This is a genomic window from Paenibacillus sp. y28, from assembly GCF_037137075.1.
GTDB lineage: Bacteria > Bacillota > Bacilli > Paenibacillales > NBRC-103111 > JBBBNV01.
The window spans coordinates 1-18,514 of sequence record NZ_JBBBNV010000030.1; the positions used below are offsets into that span (position 1 = coordinate 1).

An 18,514-nucleotide genomic window follows, 5' to 3' on the forward strand; every position below is an offset into this window, starting at 1 on the left:
AGATAGGTTCGGGGTGGAAGCGCGGTAACGTGTGGAGCTGACGAATACTAATCGGTCGAGGGCTTATCCAAGATACATCAGCTAACCAAACATGGATGGATGGAACGTTTCGTATCTAGTTTTCAGGGAGGAATCCCTTGAAACTTCATTAATATCCGCAATTGTGACACATGGAGAGATACCCAAGTGGCTCAAGGGGACCCTCTGCTAAGGGGTTAGACTGCGTAAGTGGTGCGAGGGTTCGAATCCCTCTCTCTCCGCCACAAGCACAATTGCAATTACCATGGCGGCATAGCTCAGCTGGCTAGAGCGTACGGTTCATACCCGTGAGGTCGGGGGTTCGATCCCCTCTGCCGCTACCATGATGGAGGCTTAGCTCAGCCGGGAGAGCATCTGCCTTACAAGCAGAGGGTCGGGGGTTCGATCCCCTCAGCCTCCACCATTTAATAAAAGAAAGAACTCATTCAATATGGAACTGTGGTGTAGAGGCCTAACATGCCTGCCTGTCACGCAGGAGACCGCGGGTTCGAATCCCGTCAGTTCCGCCATCTTTCTTTTTTTTTTGTTCTTTTCCTGGCTCGGTAGCTCAGTCGGTAGAGCAGAGGACTGAAAATCCTCGTGTCGGCGGTTCGATTCCGTCCCGAGCCATGTTATATGGAGGCTTAGCGAAGTGGCCAAACGCAGCAGACTGTAAATCTGTTCTCTGACGAGTTCGGTGGTTCGAATCCATCAGCCTCCACCATTGTTTATGAGCCATTAGCTCAGTTGGTAGAGCACCTGACTTTTAATCAGGGTGTCGTAGGTTCGAGTCCTACATGGCTCATCAACGAAAAGCAGCACCAGCGGAATATTCCGCTGGTGCTGCTTTTTTTTGGTACGCCCGGCAATTGGGTACGCCCAGCATGGGCGTCATCTCTAGGGTGAAAGTCCCGAACGGGGGCTGGCGAACGCCTACCGTTAGCCAAGAGGAAGGGTGTCCATCGCGAGATGGAATCTGAAGGAAGCTGGAGGCAAATGCACGAGCCAAGGTACACGAACGGAGAGTTGAGGCAAGACTCACTGGAGGAGTCGCCACAACCTGACGAAATCCGTGTTCGTCGAGAGGGAGCTTTGTAGACTCCAGTGGCTGCGTGCAGAAAGATGACGTTCATCTGAGGCTGGCAGAATGTGCGTATCGAATTTTTTTAGAAGAGGATTTACTGCTTTTAGAATGGCTGCCCCGTGAAGAGGGAATCCTATTCCATGACAATCAGGGATTCAATTCCCTTGAGAATGTAAGAAAGGGGGAAGAGCTTTGCTGTATGCTGCGGCACTGGTGTCGGCGTTCGGATTTGTCTATGTTTTGGTTCCCATTATTACGAGGCTGGCGGTTTCCTTGAGCTTTGTGGATCAGCCTAATGCCCGGAAAATTCATTCGCGTCCGATTCCGCTCATGGGGGGACTAGCTATTTTTATCGGCTGCGCGGTGACGGTTTTACTCTTTCATGGAACTTCGCGGGTTGGTATGGTGTTAGTACTGGGTGGCTCGCTGTTAGTCATGACGGGACTTTTGGATGATTGGTTTAAAACGAAAAAAAGGGAGTTTCCTGTTTGGCCGCGGATATTGATATATACACTCGCTTCCATGATTCCCGCGGCTTTTGGAATTCGAGTTGAGGGGATTACGGATTGGTCCGGTGGGGGGATGCTGTTGTTTCCCGTCTGGTTCAGCTGGCTCGCTACAATGCTCTGGGTGTTCGCATTAACGAATATGGTTAATTTTATTGATGGCCTGGACGGTTTGGCTACCGGAATTGCAACGATATCTTCTTTTACTTTGCTGGCTACTGCTCTAATTAAAGGCCAACCGGACAGTGCCGTGCTGGCTGCGATTTTGGCCGGGGCTTGTGCGGCTTTTCTGTTGTATAATTTTTATCCGGCCAAAGTGTTTATGGGGGATGCCGGAGCGATTTTTATCGGATACAGCCTTGCGGTTCTTGCGGTGGACGGGGCGTTTAAAAGCGCGACGCTCGTTTCATTATTTGTACCGGTGCTTGCCTTGGGCGTACCGATTATGGATACAGTTGTTGTATTTACACGGCGGGCTCTTAAAAGACAGGGGCTTCATCGGGCGGATAAGCTTCATACGCATCATAGCCTGATGCAGTGGGGGCTGACGCAAACACAAACGGTGTCGTTTTTATATTTGATTGGCGCCTTCTTCTCCTTGTTGTCTCTTGTTATTTTGTTAGCATTTACCTAAAAGGGAGGGCTAGGAGATTTGGCTGTGCTGCCATCAGAATCCTAGTATAGGAATGTTTTTTGCAATGATTGTGGCCTCCTGCCATGGTAAGCTTAAGCTTGTCGAGCAAACTTTTGCTAACTCTGACAACTTAGACTATCTCAGGAGGGAACAAGAGTGAAACGAATGATTGGACGCACATTTCTCATGTCGGCAGTACTTGCCGCTGCATTGACTGGTACTATTGCAGGCTCGGCCTATGCCGCTAATGATGATATGGATGCGGCATCACTGGCCCGTAAACTGGTAGGACAAGAATACACCGGATATGGGACATCGCCAAGCAACGGTTTCGATGCAGCCGGGCTGACATACTACATATTTGATCAGCTGGGGTATACGATTCCCAAAAGCCTGGATGATCAATACGGAGTAAACAAACCGCTGGTCAGCACAATTTCGGATATCAAAGCAGGAGATGTGCTGTTCTTCGGAAGCAAGAGCAACCCGACCTACTCCGGCATCGCGGCAGGAAACGGTGAGATGGTTCTCGCCTCCAAATCCAGCAATGAGGTAATTAAGACCAAAATTAACGATTACAAGGATAGCTTTATTGGCGGCCGACGTATTTTGTCCAGCAACGATCAGCTCCGCGTTCAGCTTGTGCTTGAGGCCCGCAAATATTTGGGAACCCCTTACGATTTCGGCGCTAAATATGGACAAACGAAGACATTTGACTGTTCTTCTTTTATGAAGACGATTTTTGCAGCCTATGACATTAAGCTCCCCCGTGTGTCCAGAGATCAGGCGAAGGAAGGAAGCTATGTCAGCAAAAGCAATCTTAAGGTTGGCGACCTGGTGTTCTTTACAACGCCGGATTCGGGGAGCAGGATTGGACATGTAGGGCTGTATGTTGGCGATGGCCAAATGATTCATACGTATGGCGAGGGCGGCGTTAAATATACAAGCATCAGCAAGGAATGGTGGAAGGATCATTATGTGACCGCCCGCCGTGTCATTAAGTAGGTGTCATTAAGTAGCATGATTAAGTAGGTCAACGGTTTAAGGTCGCTCGGAAGGAATGCGGCTGGGCCGCGGGAAAGCATTGTTGGTGCAGCGGCGGTATCCGCTGCTTCAGAACGTATCGTGCTGCGATCGGCTCTGGATCAGGAATATTTACTCGGGAAGAGCCAAAACGTCCCTCCGCATGGAAGACAGTGATAGAGTGAACCGGAAGCCAGGTTGACAGAAAGCTGGGATTCACGTTATTATTCCCAGCCTAGAAATTGTCCTACAGCAATAACTAACAGCATGTATTATTAATGATGTGTATGAGATACCAAGACCCGGTCACCCATCGACCGGGTTTTTACTTTTGTCGAAAATAAAGTATCATGGAAGGATACCAATGGGTAGAGCGGAGGCGGACAGAATGAACTGGGACAGGATGAAATCTCAATTGGAAAACGCGCTGCACAAACAGGTGAGACCGCTTACTATGCCGCAATCCGATTGGAAACGGCTTAGCGAAGCGGAGGGAACGGAGCAGGAAACGGCATTTACAGTGCTTCGTGAGGATGAAAGATTGTTCTTGTTGAATATAGAAGGAATCTATATCCATTGCTTAGCCTCTGCCGCGGCCGGATGGACGGAGAGCGAGATTGGCTTAATGAAGCTGCTTCTTCAATCGTGGCGGGGAGAGGAGCCCAAGGTTGGCCTACCCGCCTCCGAGGATGAGCGCAAGGCGGTTTATATTCGCAATTGGATTGAGCAGCAGCTTGCGCAGGGAATGACAAGCGGAGAGATGCCGGAAACACTTTCTAATCAGATGTCCTTATACATTTCCAAAATCCCGCTTCTATTATATGGGGATTTCTCGGATCAGCGAAAGGTCTCGTATCAGGAGCTGAAGAAGCTGCTGGCCTCTTTTTTCGATTCGGATATCGTTCTCATCCCGTTAAAGGAAAAGGAATGGCTCTTATTATGCTCTGAGCAGATGATCCGCGACAGCTTCAGCAGCGATCGTACGACCGAGGAAGAGACGATGGAGGAAGTGCTGGAATCGATCGCTTCCGGATTGTATGAGATGATGGGCAGCGAAGGGATTGGAGAATGCCACCTTGCGGTCGGATATCCGATTGTGCCGGCACAATCTTTGTTGTCTATGGTAATTCAGCTGAGAGAGACGGTTCTACTGGGCCGTAAATTTCATTTGGGAAGCCACGTGCACCTGCCATGGATGCTGCATTTGGAACGTATATTAATTCCGCTTGCCGAAGCGGACAAGACCCGGTTTGTAGAAAGTGTGTTTAAAGGCGTGGATCACGTGCTCGATACGGAAACAATTACAACGCTTGAATATTTCTTCGAGCTGGATTGTAATGTGAGTGAAACGGCAAAGCGCCTATATATTCACCGCAACACGCTGTTGTACAGGCTTGACAAGTTCAAGCAGGAGACGGGACTGGATGTCCGCACGTTTCGTCATGCGGTTTTAGTGAATATTGCCCTGCTATTGTACAAAGTCACGAAAAGGCAGTAATTTTTTTGTACGGATTGTGCATAGTCACCAAACCCGGTATTGGGTTAATATAAGACTATAAATTAAAGCTCTTTGAGGGGGAACTACTCATGGCAAGTGTACGTTTGAACCACGTAGTCAAGAAATATCCGGGCGCATCTGAAGCGACTGTTAAAGATTTTCATCTGGACATCAAGGATAAAGAATTTCTTGTTCTGGTCGGCGCATCCGGCTGTGGTAAATCAACTACACTGCGGATGATTGCAGGTCTTGAAGAAATCACGGAAGGTGAACTGTACATCGGCGACCGTCTTGTGAACGATGTAGCACCGAAAGATCGCGATATTGCCATGGTATTCCAATCCTACGCATTGTACCCGCACATGAACGTATATCAAAACATGGCGTTTGGTTTGAAACTGCGTAAATTTAAAAAAGCTGACATCGAAAAACGTGTTCGCGAAGCTGCGAAAATTCTTGATATTGAGCATTTGCTCGACCGTAAACCGAAAGCACTGTCCGGTGGTCAGCGTCAACGTGTTGCCTTGGGCCGCGCTATCGTCCGTGAACCGCAAGTGTTCCTGATGGACGAACCGCTCTCCAACTTGGATGCTAAATTGCGTGTACACATGCGTGCTGAAATCAGCAAGCTGCACAAACGTTTGGGTACAACAATTATTTACGTAACGCATGACCAAACCGAAGCTATTACCATGGGCGACCGTATCGTCGTTATGGAAAAAGGAATCATTCAACAAGCCGCAACGCCAGAGGAAATCTATAACTTCCCGAAAAATATGTTCGTCGCAGGCTTTATCGGTTCCCCGGCTATGAACTTCATTCATGGTCAACTGTCGGAGCAAAACGGTAACGTTCGTTTCAAAGCAAGCGGCGTAGATGTTGCTGTTGCTGCAGGTAAAGCGACTTTGCTTCGCGAAAAGGGCTATATTGGCAAAGAAATCGTACTCGGTATTCGTCCGGAAGATATTCATGATGAGCCGGTATTCCTGGAAGGCTCCCCGGATACTATCGTATCGGCAAACATTGAGGTTGCTGAAAACCTTGGCCATGAAATGTTCCTCTACATCAACGGTCTTGGCACGGGTACAGTGATTGCTCGTGTTGACAGCCGTGCAGGCTTCAAGGAAGGCCAAACTGCGAAACTTGCATTTGACTTGAACAAGGTTCAATTCTTCGATAAAACAACGGAAGAAAACATTTTGTTAAGCTAGTATTTTCTTGAATACCCCAAGGCCAGCTGATAAAGCTGGCCTTTTTTTCTGACCGCATGCATGTGCCCGCTGCAATCGAATGTGTCGTATTGCGCGGTATTTTCGGATACTGGAACAGGTTACTTTTGTTGGGGCCGTCCGGTTATGAAGTATAGGAAGGATAGACGATAGGATTGACGGTTGATTTGTGAAAGTAATTGCTTTAGGATGAGTAAAGAACAGTCATTTATTGGACTACATAAGAACTGGGTAGCGCTGCAATCATGAGAGGTTCTTATTTAGCTGCCAGACAGTTTGTTTTCCTTTAAGGGTGACGAAGAAGAGTCTCCTGGCGAGGCATATGGGGAATATGAGGGCAAAGGAGCAGGAAAATGCCGAGAAAACCAAGAGTCGCGGATTTGGTAGCATATTTTAAACTGGAAGTGGTATGTGGAGAAGAAGGGTTAAATCGCAACATTACGGTTGCCGATTTGTACCGCCCTGGACTGGAGATGGCCGGTTACTTCGCTTATCACCCGCGTGAGCGGATACATATTTTGGGCCGAACGGAGCTTACGTTCTTTGAAACCTTGTCGGCTGAGGATAAGCGGGCCCGAATGAGCGTATTATGTGATCCTGCTACGCCTTGCATTGTCGTGTCTCGCGGGCTGACGGTACCAAATGAGTTAATTGAAGAAGCTAACCGGGATGGAGTGCCGGTATTGCGTACTCAACTGGCTACCACGATTCTGCAAAGCCGCTTGACTGGTTTTCTCGAAGACAAGCTAGCGCCTACGACGACCATTCACGGTGTTCTGGTTGAGATTTACGGTGTCGGCATTCTGATTACCGGCGGCAGCGGCATCGGGAAAAGCGAGACCGCTCTGGAGCTTGTGAAGCGGGGGCACCGTCTGATTGCCGATGATGCTGTGGAAATTCGGCAGACGGCGGATAATCAGCTGTATGGAAATGCGCCGGAGCTGATTAAGCATTTGCTCGAAATTCGCGGCGTGGGCATTATTAATGTCATGACGCTGTTCGGTGCGGGAGCTGTGCGGAGCTCGAAACGAATTACGGTTGTTGTGAAGCTGGAAACCTGGCAGCAGGATCGGGAGTACGATCGGCTTGGCTTGGATGAAGAGCTGACCCGGATTATCGACACTGATTTGCCGCTTGTCACGATACCTGTTCGACCGGGGCGAAATCTCGCAGTCATTATTGAAGTCGCGGCGATGAACTACCGCTTGAAGCGGATGGGCTATAATGCGGCGCTTCAATTTACGAACAAGCTGACGGAGTCGCTCTCAGGAGATTTGGACGATTACGAATAAATATGCGGCGCATTCGCTGTGAATAACGATCTGAAAGGAGTCTGCTAGGCATGCAAACTGCGCTCGATCCGATTGCGTTTACGCTCGGACCGCTTACAGTACATTGGTATGGAATTATATTGGGGACAGCGGCGCTGGTGGGCCTGTTCCTGGCTGTACGTGAGGGAGGCCGTTTTGGAATTAGCCCCGACTTTTTTATGGATTTGGTTCTGATTGGTGTTCCTTCCGCGATTATAGGCGCGCGGCTTTATTATGTTGCTTTCAAATGGGAAGATTACCAGGATAACTTGCTGGAGATTTTTAAAATATGGCACGGTGGTATCGCGATATATGGCGCTTTGATTGGCGCGATTATCGCCGCGGTCATTTATACCCGTATTAAAGGGTACAGCTTCTGGCGTATTGCGGATATTTGCGCACCGGGCCTTATCGTAGGCCAGATGATTGGCCGCTGGGGCAACTTTATGAATCAGGAAGCGTATGGCGGACCGGTGGAAGAGTCTTTTTTGCGTAATTCATTGCATCTGCCTGATTTTATTGTGAATCAAATGTTTATTCAAGGAGAGTACCATCATCCTGCTTTCCTGTATGAGTCGGTATGGAATTTAGCCGGACTGCTGCTGTTGTTTTGGCTGCGCCGCCGTCCGTTCTTGCGGGCAGGAGAGCTGTTCTTCAGCTATTTCATCTGGTATTCAATCGGGCGCTTCTTTATTGAAGGGCTTCGCACCGACAGTCTTGCTTTTATCGCGCCGGAGTGGCTTTCTACACTGATGCATGGGCTGTGGTCGCCGATGCTGCTGGTGTTCGAGGCGGGAGAGCTTGACCCTGGGTATGGAAACGTCCGTATCTCGCAGCTGCTGGCGCTGCTGATTGTCATCGGTGTATTGTGCTGGCTGGTGTATCGCAGGGAGAAGGGCTGGGCCGATGCTCGCTACAGCGATCCTGTCCTCTCCTCGAAGAAGCCCGCTCAAGAACAATCCGGTTCCGACGATCACAACAGCAAGCCGAATGCGATGAATTTGTCCGAGAAAACAGAATAAACGAATCCAAAAGGCTTGCCTGTCAAGCTGCAGCCGGTGTAAGGGAAATCTCCCTCAAGCCGGCTGCCGCTGTTCAGACAAGCCTGTTCTAAACTGAATTTGATAAAGGGGCTTGCAGCATGATAAAGACAGTATTGTTTGATTTGGACGGTACGATTGTCGATACGAATGAGCTTATTATCGAAACCTTCCTTTATACGCTGGAGGGTTTAACGGATAAGCCGTTAACCCGTGATTTTATCGCGGTGAATATGGGGAAGCCGCTTCGGGAGCAGCTGCATTTTTTTACCGGGCTGGAGGATGTGGATCACTTAATTGATAAATACCGGGGGTATAACGTCAATCGGCATGATGAACTGGTCAGAGAGTTTCCTGGCGTGAGCGAGGTCATCGGAAGGCTTCATGCCAATGGGATTCGACTGGGCGTAGTAACCAGCAAGGTTCGACGCACGACAGATATGGGTTTGAAGCTGTGCGGACTTGAGAAGTATATGGATGTCATTGTGACGGTAGAGGATGTGGAGCGTCCGAAGCCGGCTGCAGAACCGGTGCTGAAGGCGATTCAGGCTTTAGGCGCGGATAAGGAGAGCACTTTAATGGTGGGGGATAGTCATTATGATATTTTGTCCGCCCAGGGAGCGGGTGTGCTGTCTGCAGGCGTAGCCTGGTCCCTAAAGGGCGAGGAGTTCCTGAACAGCTTCGCTCCGAATTATATGCTTCAGGAGATGCAGGATTTGTTGTCTATCGCAGGCATAAAGGACAGAGTATAATGTAGCGGATTTCCAGGGAAAAGAAGGTCATGTATCCTTGGGGATGGGAAGAGTCAGGACAGGGGGGGATCCGGCCTGGCTCCAATATACAAAGAGGATGCAATTAAAATGAAACGGGCTTGTATCATGTGATAGCGGGGGGATGGAACTTGCGGCAAACGAAGCGGTACCCGGTGGAAGGACCAAATGCGCTGTGGCAAATATACCGTACAGTAAGCAAGTGGCGGTCAGTGAGCAATTTCATATGTATACAAATCGCCCGCTATTGCCCTTCGCTTCCCATGAAAAATTGGATCTACCGCCGTCTGCTCGGGATGAAGATTGGGGAGAACACGGCTTTTGCCCTGATGGTCATGGTAGATGTCTTCTTCCCTGAGAAAATTTCTGTGGGCAGCAACACGATTATCGGCTACAACACGACGATTCTAGCGCATGAATATTTGATAAAAGAGTACCGCCTAGGTGATGTGCGCATCGGATCAAATGTTATGATTGGGGCCAATACGACCATTTTGCCTGGAGTAACTATCGGTGATGGAGCAATTGTCGGTGCAGGATCCGTGGTGCATCGTGATGTGGAAGCGGGCAGCTTTGTTGCAGGAAATCCGCTTCAGGTCATTCGACAATCGGAAGGCTAACGCTTCTTGTTGTTCCGGCGGTGGCGCCATTCCAGGCAGCAGGCAGCGATAAATACAATCATAGCAGCTGCATAAACATAAGGATTATTGTGCAGGGAAAGCAGCATGGCTCCTCCGGGATTCGAAAATGATAAATATAAGGCAGTAACAGGCGATGACAATAATGTAACACAGGGATTACGAAATGTAAATCGGGAATTACGAATGTGAAGGCGATTATTATCGTTTAATGAAAAGTGGTGACGTTAGTTGTCGGAATTAGGAAAGCTGCTTCGTGCGCTGCGCGGTAAAGAATCGCTGCGGGATGTCAGCAGCCGGGCAGGCATTAGCCATACATATTTGGGGATTGTTGAAAAAGGCGTCGATCCGCGCTCCGGCAACGCTGTTAAGCCAACTCCTGAAACTTTGCGGATTTTGGCGCAGGCCTATGATTATTCCTACGAAAAGCTGATGAACGCCGCGGGTTATTGGAAGTCCCCGGAGATCGGCGAGAGCGGGGTGTCGTATGGTTCCGAGCACGGCCTGGGGGATGCGGTAGAGCTGACGCGTGTATTCCAATCGTCTTCCGTTACACTGAAGGGCAGACCGCTTACAGAAGCAGAGCGCAAAAAGGCGCTGGACATGCTGCTTCTGCTGCTTGAACCGGCTGATGAGCCGGCAAAGAAACCGAAGGCTTGAGCGGATAACGGATTATCGGGGGAAGCTGCGGGATTCGCACCGACCGCTGTCATACAAGCGGAACACGGTGCCGGGAGCTGCACGCGGATCTGATCGGGAGTTATATGCGGTGCCTGTTTTTCCAAAAGCGGTTGCAGCAAACGTAAGGATGATAAGTATACACTGGCGGCGGGCTGGACTCCGGTCTCAGCTGCGGTTAACAAGCGTCATTCAGTCCATGGAAATGTAGAGCTGGCAAGACATTCTGGATCATAAAGGGCACGAAAACCGAGGGTTGAAAACCGTGTAAAAACGGGCTGAAATGATTGACGCAGAGCCGGTTCCGTGATACACTTACGACTAAATTCTTTATTTTGTTAATATGGTAGCACGGTAGCACACTAAAGTGAAATTAAGGGTATAAATCGTTCCGTTTGACGGACAGATGTGAAGATAGAGGTGGATCGGATGTCGAAACCAAGAGTATTTGAAAAGCCGACCGGAGTCAAGGATTACTTGCCTGAGGCGGTAGCCAAGTTGAGAAGCATTGAATTTCAAGTGCTGGACTGTATGCAGCGCTGGGGATACCGGCAAATCGTCACGCCTACGCTTGAATATTACGATACGGTAGGTGTGGCTAGCGCAACCTCCGATAAGAAGCTGTTCAAGCTTCTTGATCGTAAAGGCACGACCATTGTGCTGCGCTCTGACATGACTGCTCCTATCGCGAGGGTAGTCGCTTCTTTATTGAAGGAAGAGCAGTTCCCGATCCGTCTTTCCTACCATTCCAATGTATTTCGTGCCATCGAGGAAGAAGCCGGCCGGGAAGCCGAGTTTTATCAAACCGGAGTGGAGCTGGTCGGAGAAGCCAGCGCGGAGGCGGATGCTGAGGTTATCGCCTTGGCGATCGCCAGCCTCCAGGCGGCCGGTGTGAAGCAGTTTAAAATTGCGCTCGGCCATGTCGGTTTCCTGAACGGCTTATTCGAGGAAACACTTCTCGGGCAAGAAGAAGCGCAGAAGGCTCTCAAGGATTGCTTGCTGCGGCGCGATCATGTCGGTTACCGCGAGCTGTTGAACGGACTCGGTCTTTCTGCCGAGGTTCGCCAGGAGCTGGAGGGCGTTCTGCGCCTGCGCGGGGGTCAGGAAATATGCCGCCAAGCGCAGGAGATGACCGATAATCGGACAGCCCGGGCATCCGTAGTGCACCTGTGCGAGGTATGGGATGTTCTGGTGGAATATGGCGTAAGCGAGCATGTTGTGATTGATTTGACGAATATTGGAGACTTTTCTTATTATACTGGCATGACCTTTGAGGGCTATGCGGCTGATTTGGGCTTTCCGGTGTGCAGCGGCGGCCGGTACGATAACCTGCTTGGCCAATTCGGTCGCCCGGCGCCGGCTACAGGCTTCTCGCTCAAGACGAACCGGATTCTGGAGGCCGTGGGCCGGACGGAAGGGAACGAGCCGCGCCGTGTGCTGATTGTATACACCCCTGAGCGGCGGGCCGAAGCGCTGTGTAAAGCGGCGGAGCTGCGCCAAGAGCCGGGAGTTATGGTGGAGACGCACCGCGCAGCCGGCATGGAGACGGAAGCAGCCGGACTTGCCGGACGGGAGCTTATTTCATATTTATAACAGCAAGCGGGACAGGAGGGAAACTATGCAGGACATTTTAAAAGTAGCTATGCCAAAAGGACGCATTAACAAGCAGGCGGTTCAATTGCTGCGGGAGATCGGCATTCCGATTCCGGAGGACTTTGATGAATCCCGCAAGCTCATTATATCGCTCCCGGAAGCACGGATGGAGTTTATTATGGCGAAGCCTGTCGACGTGCCGACGCTAGTGGAGTATGGAGCCGCAGATATCGGGGTTGTCGGCAAGGACGTTCTGATGGAGGAAAACCGGAACGTATACGAGCTGCTTGATTTGAACATTGCGCGCTGCCGGATGTCGGTAATCGGATTGTCCGACTGGCAGCCGTCACTGAACCCCCGCGTGGCGACAAAGTATCCGAACGTGGCGTCGCAATATTTCCGTGAGCGCGGGCAGCAGGTAGAGGTCATTAAGCTGAACGGATCGATCGAGCTGGCGCCTCTGATTGGCCTGGCGGACCGGATTGTGGACATGGTGGAAACGGGTCAAACGCTTCGGGAAAACGGTCTGGTCGAGATGGAGAAAATCTTTGATATTACGAGCCGGCTTATTGCAAACCGGGTCAGCTATCGGATGAAGCATGAGCAGATTCAGACGATTTGCGATAAGCTGCAGGCGCATATTGCAGCCGGAAGGCTATAAGGAAGAGTCCGGGTTAAGCCCGAATTACGGGCGGTCAGTGTGAGAGGAGGCGTAACGAGATGAGTGTTATTCGAATGATTCCTGCGGCGGAGTTTTCTCTGACGAGGGAAGTGGATTATGGGACGGCGGAGCAAAATCAGGCTGTGAAAAGCATTGTCGCCGCGGTCAAAAGTGAAGGGGATGCGGCGCTGCTCCGGTACACTGCGGCCTTTGACCGCGTGGAGCTTGAGGCTGGCTCGCTTCGGGTAACGCCGGAGGAGCTGCAGGCAGCATACGCGCAGGTGGAGGAAGGCTTTCTAGAGTCTATCCGCAGGGCGGCGGATCGTATCCGCCGCTTTCATGAGAAGCAGAAGCGGGTATCGTGGATGGAGCCGGAAGCGGACGGCAGCCTGCTTGGACAAGTCATCCGGCCGCTGAAGCGGGTCGGCGTGTACGTCCCTGGAGGCAAGGCGGCATACCCCTCCTCTGTGCTGATGAACGTCATCCCGGCACAGGTTGCCGGTGTACCTGAAATTGTTATGGTGACGCCGCCATCTACAGCAGGAGCCGAAGGCATTAATCCGTATATTTTGGTGACCGCCGCAGAAGTCGGGGTTAGCGAAATATACCGCATCGGTGGCGCACAAGCGGTTGCGGCCCTGGCATACGGCACGGCGACAATTGCTCCGGTGGATAAAATCGTCGGGCCGGGCAACATTTATGTCGCGCTCGCCAAACGCGAGGTGTTCGGAGCTGTCGACATCGACAGCATTGCCGGCCCGAGTGAAATTGTTGTGCTGGCTGACGATAAGGCAGATCCGGCATATATTGCGGCCGACCTGCTATCGCAGGCGGAGCATGATGAGATGGCTTCCGCCATTCTGGTTACGCCTTCCGGGCAGCTTGGAGAAGCGGTCCGAAGCGAGCTGGCCAGCCAGCTCGCCACACTGCCGAAGCAGGCGATTGCAGCGCGGTCTCTCGCGGATTACAGCGCTATACTGCTGACGGATTCACTGGATGAAGGGATTCGGGTTGTTAACCGGTTGGCTCCCGAGCATTTGGAACTGCTTATCGAGGAGCCGATTCGTTATATGGGCGCTATTGAGAACGCCGGTGCGATTTTCCTTGGTCCGTACAGCTCGGAGCCGGTCGGGGATTACTATGCCGGCCCGAATCATATTTTGCCGACAAATGGCACGGCACGGTTCTCTTCGGCACTTAGTGTGGATGCTTTCGTTAAGAAGCAAAGCATTATTTACTACAGCAAAGAAGCGCTGCTTGCCGGTGCTGACGATATTATGACGCTTGCCCGTCATGAAGGGCTTGAGGGCCATGCCCGGGCGATTGAGCTGCGGGTCAATAAAGAAGGACGCGGCTAAACGGATCGGCTTACTAACCATACCGGATGCCGACAGGCGCCGTCAGGAGGAATAAACGATGGAACAGCGAAGCGCAAGCGTTGCACGCAAAACGAATGAAACCGATATTCAATTGTCGCTCAATCTGGATGGCAGCGGTCAGACGGACATTGAGACGGACGTGCCGTTTTTGAATCATATGCTCGATTTGTTCACCAAGCACGGACAATTCGATTTAAAGGTACATGCGACAGGCGATGTTGATATTGATGATCATCACACCGTAGAGGACATTGGAATCTGCCTCGGCCAAACCGTACGGGAGGCGCTGGGGGACAAGAAGGGCATCAAGCGGTATGCCAGCGTATTCGTGCCGATGGATGAAGCGCTCGCGCAGGTGATTATCGATATTAGCAACCGACCGCATTTTGAGCATCGCGCGGTATATCCGGCTGCTACAGTGGGCAGCTTCACTACGGAGCTGGTGCATGAGTTCTTATGGAAGTTTGCGCTGGAGGCCCGTATTACTCTGCACGTTATCGTGCACTACGGCCAAAATACGCATCACATGATTGAAGCGGTATTCAAGGCGCTGGCCCGTGCGCTGGATGAAGCGACAAGCATCGATCCGCGTGTACAGGGTGTGCCTTCCACGAAAGGAGTGCTCTAGGACGTGATCGCGATTATCGACTACGGCATGGGCAATCTGCATAGTGTCAGCAAAGCGGTCGAACGTCTCGGTTATGAAGTGGTTGTGACTGCTGACAAAGAGATCATCGGCAGCGCGGACGGGGCGATTCTTCCCGGCGTTGGCGCATTCGGGGATGCGATGGCGAATTTGAACGAGACCGGCCTGAAGGATACGGTGCTGGAGGTCGCCGCTTCCGGCAAACCGCTGCTCGGGATTTGTCTCGGCATGCAGCTGTTGTTCAGCGAAAGCGAAGAGCACGGTCGTCACCAAGGCTTAAATCTGCTTCCGGGCCGGGTCGTCCGGTTCAAGGAAGGCAGTTATAAAATCCCGCATATGGGGTGGAACCAGTTGTCGTTCCTGCAGCCTCAAAGCCCGCTTTTGAAGGGGCTGGAGGAAGGCTATGTTTATTTCGTGCACTCGTATCACGCGCTGCCGGACGAGAGCGGGCATCTGATCGCCACAACGGATTATTTTCAGCAGGTAACGGCTATTGTCGGCAGCGGCAACGTGTTCGGCATGCAGTTCCATCCGGAAAAAAGCGGTCCGCTTGGCCTGAAGCTGCTTCGCAACTTCCTGGCGCTGTGCGGCACGGCTTCGGCGCAGTAACGTCCTGTACGGTCTTGTGCCGTCCTGGAACGAATCGGGACGGATGAAGTATATATTTATTTTACATGGATAAGGAAAAGAGGCTGAATTAGTTATGGCATTTACAATTTATCCTGCGATCGATATCCGCGGCGGCCAGTGTGTACGCCTTATTCAAGGAGACTACAGCCAGGAGACGGTCTTTAACCCGAACCCGCTGGAGGTAGCCAAATCATGGGAAGCTCAAGGAGCATCGTGGATTCATCTGGTAGATCTGGATGGCGCCAAGGCCGGCCAACCGGTGAATGATGGTGTGATCGGCGAAATTGCCCGTTCCGTGCAGGTGCCGGTTCAGGTAGGCGGCGGGCTGCGGACAGAAGCTGATGTAGAGCGTCTTCTTGGTCTCGGGGTTTCCCGGGTCATTCTGGGTACGGCGGCTATCGAGGACCGTGCGTTCACTGAAGCTGTGCTTGCCAAGTATGGCGATAAGGTTGCTATCGGAATTGATGCGCGCAACGGTCAAGTAGCCACACGCGGCTGGCTGGAGACCTCGGAGGTCAGGGCGGAGGATCTTGCGGTAGAGCTTGGCCGTAAAGGGGCGGAAACGTTTATTTTTACCGATATCTCACGAGACGGCATGATGAAAGGGCCGAATGTGGAGGCGATTGTGCGGCTGGCTGAGGTTTCCGGCAAGCAGGTCATCGCATCTGGCGGCGTCAGCAACGTGGATGATTTGGTTCGGTTAAGCGAGCATTCCGGCAAAGGTGTCAGCGGGGCGATTGTCGGCAAGGCTTTGTACATCGGCAGCATTGACTTGACCAAGGCGATCGAGCAGATCCAGGGATAGCGGCAAGGCCGGGAGCTTATCAAGTCAAAGGAGGACGACACATGTTAGCCAAACGGATTATTCCGTGCCTGGATGTGAAGGATGGCCGCGTTGTGAAGGGCGTCAACTTCGTGAACTTGCGCGATGCGGGGGACCCGGTGGAGCTGGCGGCGCTGTATGATCAGGAGGGCGCAGACGAGCTGGTGTTCCTGGACATCTCCGCTTCCCATGAGGGGCGGGCCACGATGGTCGAGGTTGTGCGTCAAACGGCCGGCAATATCTCGATTCCGTTTACAGTCGGCGGGGGGATCGCCAGTACGGACGATATGAAGCGGCTCTTGCGTGCCGGTGCGGACAAAATCGGAATCAACACTGCGGCGCTTCGCAACCCCAAGCTGATTTCCGAGGGGGCTTCCATTTTTGGCTGCCAATGTATTGTGGTCGCTATGGATGCCAAATATAATGAGGCATGGGGCGAATGGGAAGTGTACACCCACGGCGGCCGCAACGCGACAGGCATTAAGGCGCTCGAATGGGCGAGACGGGCTGAGGAGCTCGGCGCGGGCGAGCTGCTTTTGACCAGCATGGATGCTGACGGCACGAAGGACGGCTTCGATTTGAAGCTTACGCGGGCGGTGTCGGAGCTGGTCGGCATTCCGGTAATCGCTTCAGGCGGAGCGGGACGGACCGAGCATTTCCACGATGTATTTACCGAAGGCAAAGCGGATGCGGGACTGGCCGCAACGATTTTTCACTATAAAGAATTGAGCATTGAAGAGGTCAAAGCTGACCTCCGGCAAAAAGGGGTGGAGATCCGATGACAGCAAAGCAGAGCATGGAAGAAACAGTAGGGAAAATCAAGTGGGATAGCCAGGGGCTTGTGCCTGCTATCGTACAGGATGCCGTCAGCCATGAGGTGCTGATGATGGCCTATATGAATGCAGAGTCGCTGCGCAAAACAGCGGAAAGCGGCCAAACCTGGTTCTGGAGCCGTTCCCGCGAAGAGCTGTGGAATAAAGGCGCTACCAGCGGCCATGTCCAGCAGGTTGTTTCGCTGGCATATGACTGTGATGGGGATACGCTTCTGGTGAAGGTGCTTCAAACCGGACCGGCCTGCCACACCGGAAAATACAGCTGCTTCTTCAATGAGGTTGCCGTAGGCAGCGAGAACGAGCCTACGGCGGCTGGCAGCGGCGAGGAACGCTTCGCGATGCTGAGCAAGCTGGAGGCGGTCATCGCCCAGCGCGATGCTGAACGTCCGGAAGGCGCCTATACGACCTATTTGTTTGAAAAAGGGGTCGACAAAATTCTGAAAAAGGTCGGCGAAGAAACGGCGGAAGTCATTATCGCCGCCAAAAACAAGGATAACGATGAGCTTCGTTATGAAGCGAGCGACCTGATTTTCCACCTGCTGGTGCTGCTGCGCGAGCGCAAGCTGCCGCTGGACGAGCTGATGCGGGAGCTGGAGCGCCGCCATCTCAATAAGCCGGAGAAGAAGTAGAAAGGCGGCGAAACGGCATGTTTATTGATTATCATACGCATCATGCCAGATGCGGACATGCTTCGGGGAGCCTGGAGGAATACGTGCTGCGCGGGATCGAAATCGGTCTGGCGCAGCTTGGTTTGTCCGATCATATGCCGCTGCTGCATGTTGATCCGGCGACATATTTGCCGGGGATGGCGATGCCGATGCAGGAGCTTCCGCAGTATGTTGATGAGGCGTTCCGCCTGAAGGAACAATATAAAGAGCACATCGACATCCGTGTCGGTCTTGAAGGAGACTATATTGAAGGCTGGGAAGCGGAAATCGAACGTATTGTGAGGGCGTACCCATGGGATTATGTCATCGGGTCCGTCCATTTTCTCGGGGAGTGGGACATCTCTGATTCCCGCCAGCTTGCAGGCTGGGAGGGCAAGGATGTGCTTGAGGTTTACAAGCAGTATTATGATGCCGTCCAGAAGGCCGCGCGTACAGGCTATTATGATTACATCGGGCATGTGGATGTCATTAAACGCTTCGGCTACCGCCCGCCGCAAGCGCAGTGGGATAACGAGGTGCTGGCCCTGGAGCGGGAAACGCTCGATGTAATTCAGGCAAGCGGCCTGGCGATGGAGCTGAACGCTTCCGGACTCCGGATGCCGGTGGAGGAAATGTTCCCGAGCCGCCGCATCCTGGAATACGCTCACCGAATCGGGCTTCCGCTTACGATCGGCTCGGATGCGCATCAGCCGGAACGGCTGGCGCAATATTTGGATCAGGCGGCTGCGCTGCTGAGGGAGGTCGGCTTTACGGAGCTGGCTACTTTTCGGAACCGCCGGCGGGAAATGGTGCAACTTTAGGCCGGCTCGGACGTAAAAACGAGTATCCGGATGAAGGCGAACTGTCACCAAGT

At 52.2% G+C, this 18,514-nt stretch carries 18 protein-coding genes and 7 tRNA genes; all 25 read left to right on the forward strand.

The features are described 5' to 3' along the window. The first annotated feature begins 172 nt into the window (after positions 1-172). Positions 173-263: transfer RNA gene (locus WBG83_RS18915), tRNA-Ser, on the forward strand. Positions 264-285: 22 nt separating this feature from the next. Beyond that, a tRNA-Met gene (locus WBG83_RS18920) sits at positions 286-362 on the forward strand. Between the two features lie 4 nt (positions 363-366). Further along, a tRNA-Val gene (locus tag WBG83_RS18925) sits at positions 367-442 on the forward strand. 29 nt (positions 443-471) lie between these two features. Continuing rightward, positions 472-548 (forward strand) — tRNA-Asp (locus WBG83_RS18930). 27 nt (positions 549-575) lie between these two features. Beyond that, positions 576-648 (forward strand) — tRNA-Phe (locus WBG83_RS18935). An 8-nt stretch (positions 649-656) separates the two neighbouring features. Beyond that, positions 657-742 (forward strand) — tRNA-Tyr (locus tag WBG83_RS18940). A gap of 8 nt (positions 743-750) precedes the next feature. Beyond that, a tRNA-Lys gene (locus tag WBG83_RS18945) sits at positions 751-823 on the forward strand. Between the two features lie 471 nt (positions 824-1,294). Beyond that, positions 1,295-2,242, forward strand: coding sequence for an MraY family glycosyltransferase (locus WBG83_RS18950; protein WP_336746890.1), 948 nt, complete (start codon positions 1,295-1,297; stop codon positions 2,240-2,242). Positions 2,243-2,407: 165 nt separating this feature from the next. Next, positions 2,408-3,247 carry a C40 family peptidase gene (locus WBG83_RS18955; RefSeq protein ID WP_336746936.1) on the forward strand — a complete coding sequence of 280 codons (840 nt, stop codon included), beginning with the start codon at positions 2,408-2,410 and terminating at the stop codon, positions 3,245-3,247. 406 nt (positions 3,248-3,653) lie between these two features. After that, positions 3,654-4,763, forward strand: a complete 1,110-nt coding sequence (locus tag WBG83_RS18960) for a PucR family transcriptional regulator (protein ID WP_336746892.1) — start codon at positions 3,654-3,656, stop codon at positions 4,761-4,763. Positions 4,764-4,852: 89 nt separating this feature from the next. Beyond that, positions 4,853-5,974 (forward strand): ABC transporter ATP-binding protein, encoded by a 1,122-nt coding sequence (locus WBG83_RS18965; protein ID WP_336746894.1) that lies wholly within the window; start codon positions 4,853-4,855, stop codon positions 5,972-5,974. 371 nt (positions 5,975-6,345) lie between these two features. Next, positions 6,346-7,284 carry an HPr(Ser) kinase/phosphatase gene (hprK, locus tag WBG83_RS18970; protein ID WP_336746895.1) on the forward strand — a complete coding sequence of 313 codons (939 nt, stop codon included), beginning with the start codon at positions 6,346-6,348 and terminating at the stop codon, positions 7,282-7,284. A 50-nt stretch (positions 7,285-7,334) separates the two neighbouring features. Next, positions 7,335-8,324, forward strand: a complete 990-nt coding sequence (gene lgt, locus WBG83_RS18975; protein WP_336746896.1) for a prolipoprotein diacylglyceryl transferase — start codon at positions 7,335-7,337, stop codon at positions 8,322-8,324. Positions 8,325-8,443: 119 nt separating this feature from the next. Further along, on the forward strand, positions 8,444-9,094 hold the full coding sequence (ppaX, locus tag WBG83_RS18980; RefSeq protein WP_336746897.1) for a pyrophosphatase PpaX: 651 nt from the start codon (positions 8,444-8,446) through the stop codon (positions 9,092-9,094). A gap of 149 nt (positions 9,095-9,243) precedes the next feature. After that, positions 9,244-9,732 carry an acyltransferase gene (locus WBG83_RS18985; RefSeq protein ID WP_336746898.1) on the forward strand — a complete coding sequence of 163 codons (489 nt, stop codon included), beginning with the start codon at positions 9,244-9,246 and terminating at the stop codon, positions 9,730-9,732. A gap of 249 nt (positions 9,733-9,981) precedes the next feature. Continuing rightward, positions 9,982-10,410, forward strand: coding sequence for a helix-turn-helix domain-containing protein (locus WBG83_RS18990; protein ID WP_336746899.1), 429 nt, complete (start codon positions 9,982-9,984; stop codon positions 10,408-10,410). A gap of 447 nt (positions 10,411-10,857) precedes the next feature. Next, positions 10,858-12,021: an ATP phosphoribosyltransferase regulatory subunit gene (locus tag WBG83_RS18995; protein ID WP_336746900.1), complete on the forward strand. Its 1,164-nt coding sequence runs from the start codon at positions 10,858-10,860 to the stop codon at positions 12,019-12,021. Between the two features lie 25 nt (positions 12,022-12,046). Beyond that, positions 12,047-12,682, forward strand: a complete 636-nt coding sequence (gene hisG, locus WBG83_RS19000) for an ATP phosphoribosyltransferase (protein WP_336746901.1) — start codon at positions 12,047-12,049, stop codon at positions 12,680-12,682. A 68-nt stretch (positions 12,683-12,750) separates the two neighbouring features. Beyond that, complete coding sequence (gene hisD / locus WBG83_RS19005) at positions 12,751-14,040, forward strand: histidinol dehydrogenase (RefSeq protein WP_336746937.1); 1,290 nt, start codon at positions 12,751-12,753, stop codon at positions 14,038-14,040. A 58-nt stretch (positions 14,041-14,098) separates the two neighbouring features. After that, positions 14,099-14,689, forward strand: coding sequence for an imidazoleglycerol-phosphate dehydratase HisB (gene hisB / locus WBG83_RS19010; protein ID WP_336746902.1), 591 nt, complete (start codon positions 14,099-14,101; stop codon positions 14,687-14,689). Between the two features lie 3 nt (positions 14,690-14,692). Further along, on the forward strand, positions 14,693-15,316 hold the full coding sequence (hisH, locus tag WBG83_RS19015; RefSeq protein ID WP_336746903.1) for an imidazole glycerol phosphate synthase subunit HisH: 624 nt from the start codon (positions 14,693-14,695) through the stop codon (positions 15,314-15,316). Positions 15,317-15,410: 94 nt separating this feature from the next. After that, the gene (gene hisA, locus WBG83_RS19020; RefSeq protein WP_336746904.1) at positions 15,411-16,142 is read left to right on the forward strand and encodes a 1-(5-phosphoribosyl)-5-[(5-phosphoribosylamino)methylideneamino]imidazole-4-carboxamide isomerase; all 732 of its coding nucleotides are present in this window, start codon (positions 15,411-15,413) and stop codon (positions 16,140-16,142) included. Positions 16,143-16,183: 41 nt separating this feature from the next. Further along, on the forward strand, positions 16,184-16,942 hold the full coding sequence (hisF, locus tag WBG83_RS19025; protein WP_336746905.1) for an imidazole glycerol phosphate synthase subunit HisF: 759 nt from the start codon (positions 16,184-16,186) through the stop codon (positions 16,940-16,942). After that, positions 16,939-17,622 (forward strand): bifunctional phosphoribosyl-AMP cyclohydrolase/phosphoribosyl-ATP diphosphatase HisIE, encoded by a 684-nt coding sequence (gene hisIE, locus WBG83_RS19030; RefSeq protein ID WP_336746906.1) that lies wholly within the window; start codon positions 16,939-16,941, stop codon positions 17,620-17,622. The genes hisF and hisIE overlap by 4 nt, the downstream gene beginning before the upstream one ends. A gap of 17 nt (positions 17,623-17,639) precedes the next feature. Continuing rightward, positions 17,640-18,461: a histidinol-phosphatase HisJ gene (gene hisJ, locus WBG83_RS19035; protein WP_336746907.1), complete on the forward strand. Its 822-nt coding sequence runs from the start codon at positions 17,640-17,642 to the stop codon at positions 18,459-18,461. Positions 18,462-18,514 lie beyond the last annotated feature (53 nt).

Bases quoted from the DNA above. Each gene is read 5' to 3' on its own strand.
- WBG83_RS18955 (WP_336746936.1), top strand. From the start codon at position 2,408: ATGATTGGACGCACATTTCTCATGTCGGCAGTACTTGCCGCTGCATTG.
- WBG83_RS18965 (WP_336746894.1), top strand. From the start codon at position 4,853: ATGGCAAGTGTACGTTTGAACCACGTAGTCAAGAAATATCCGGGCGCA.
- ppaX (WP_336746897.1), top strand. From the start codon at position 8,444: ATGATAAAGACAGTATTGTTTGATTTGGACGGTACGATTGTCGATACG.
- lgt (WP_336746896.1), top strand. From the start codon at position 7,335: ATGCAAACTGCGCTCGATCCGATTGCGTTTACGCTCGGACCGCTTACA.
- hisF (WP_336746905.1), top strand. From the start codon at position 16,184: ATGTTAGCCAAACGGATTATTCCGTGCCTGGATGTGAAGGATGGCCGC.
- hisIE (WP_336746906.1), top strand. From the start codon at position 16,939: ATGACAGCAAAGCAGAGCATGGAAGAAACAGTAGGGAAAATCAAGTGG.
- WBG83_RS18995 (WP_336746900.1), top strand. From the start codon at position 10,858: ATGTCGAAACCAAGAGTATTTGAAAAGCCGACCGGAGTCAAGGATTAC.
- hisJ (WP_336746907.1), top strand. From the start codon at position 17,640: ATGTTTATTGATTATCATACGCATCATGCCAGATGCGGACATGCTTCG.
- hisB (WP_336746902.1), top strand. From the start codon at position 14,099: ATGGAACAGCGAAGCGCAAGCGTTGCACGCAAAACGAATGAAACCGAT.
- hisA (WP_336746904.1), top strand. From the start codon at position 15,411: ATGGCATTTACAATTTATCCTGCGATCGATATCCGCGGCGGCCAGTGT.
- hprK (WP_336746895.1), top strand. From the start codon at position 6,346: ATGCCGAGAAAACCAAGAGTCGCGGATTTGGTAGCATATTTTAAACTG.
- WBG83_RS18960 (WP_336746892.1), top strand. From the start codon at position 3,654: ATGAACTGGGACAGGATGAAATCTCAATTGGAAAACGCGCTGCACAAA.
- hisG (WP_336746901.1), top strand. From the start codon at position 12,047: ATGCAGGACATTTTAAAAGTAGCTATGCCAAAAGGACGCATTAACAAG.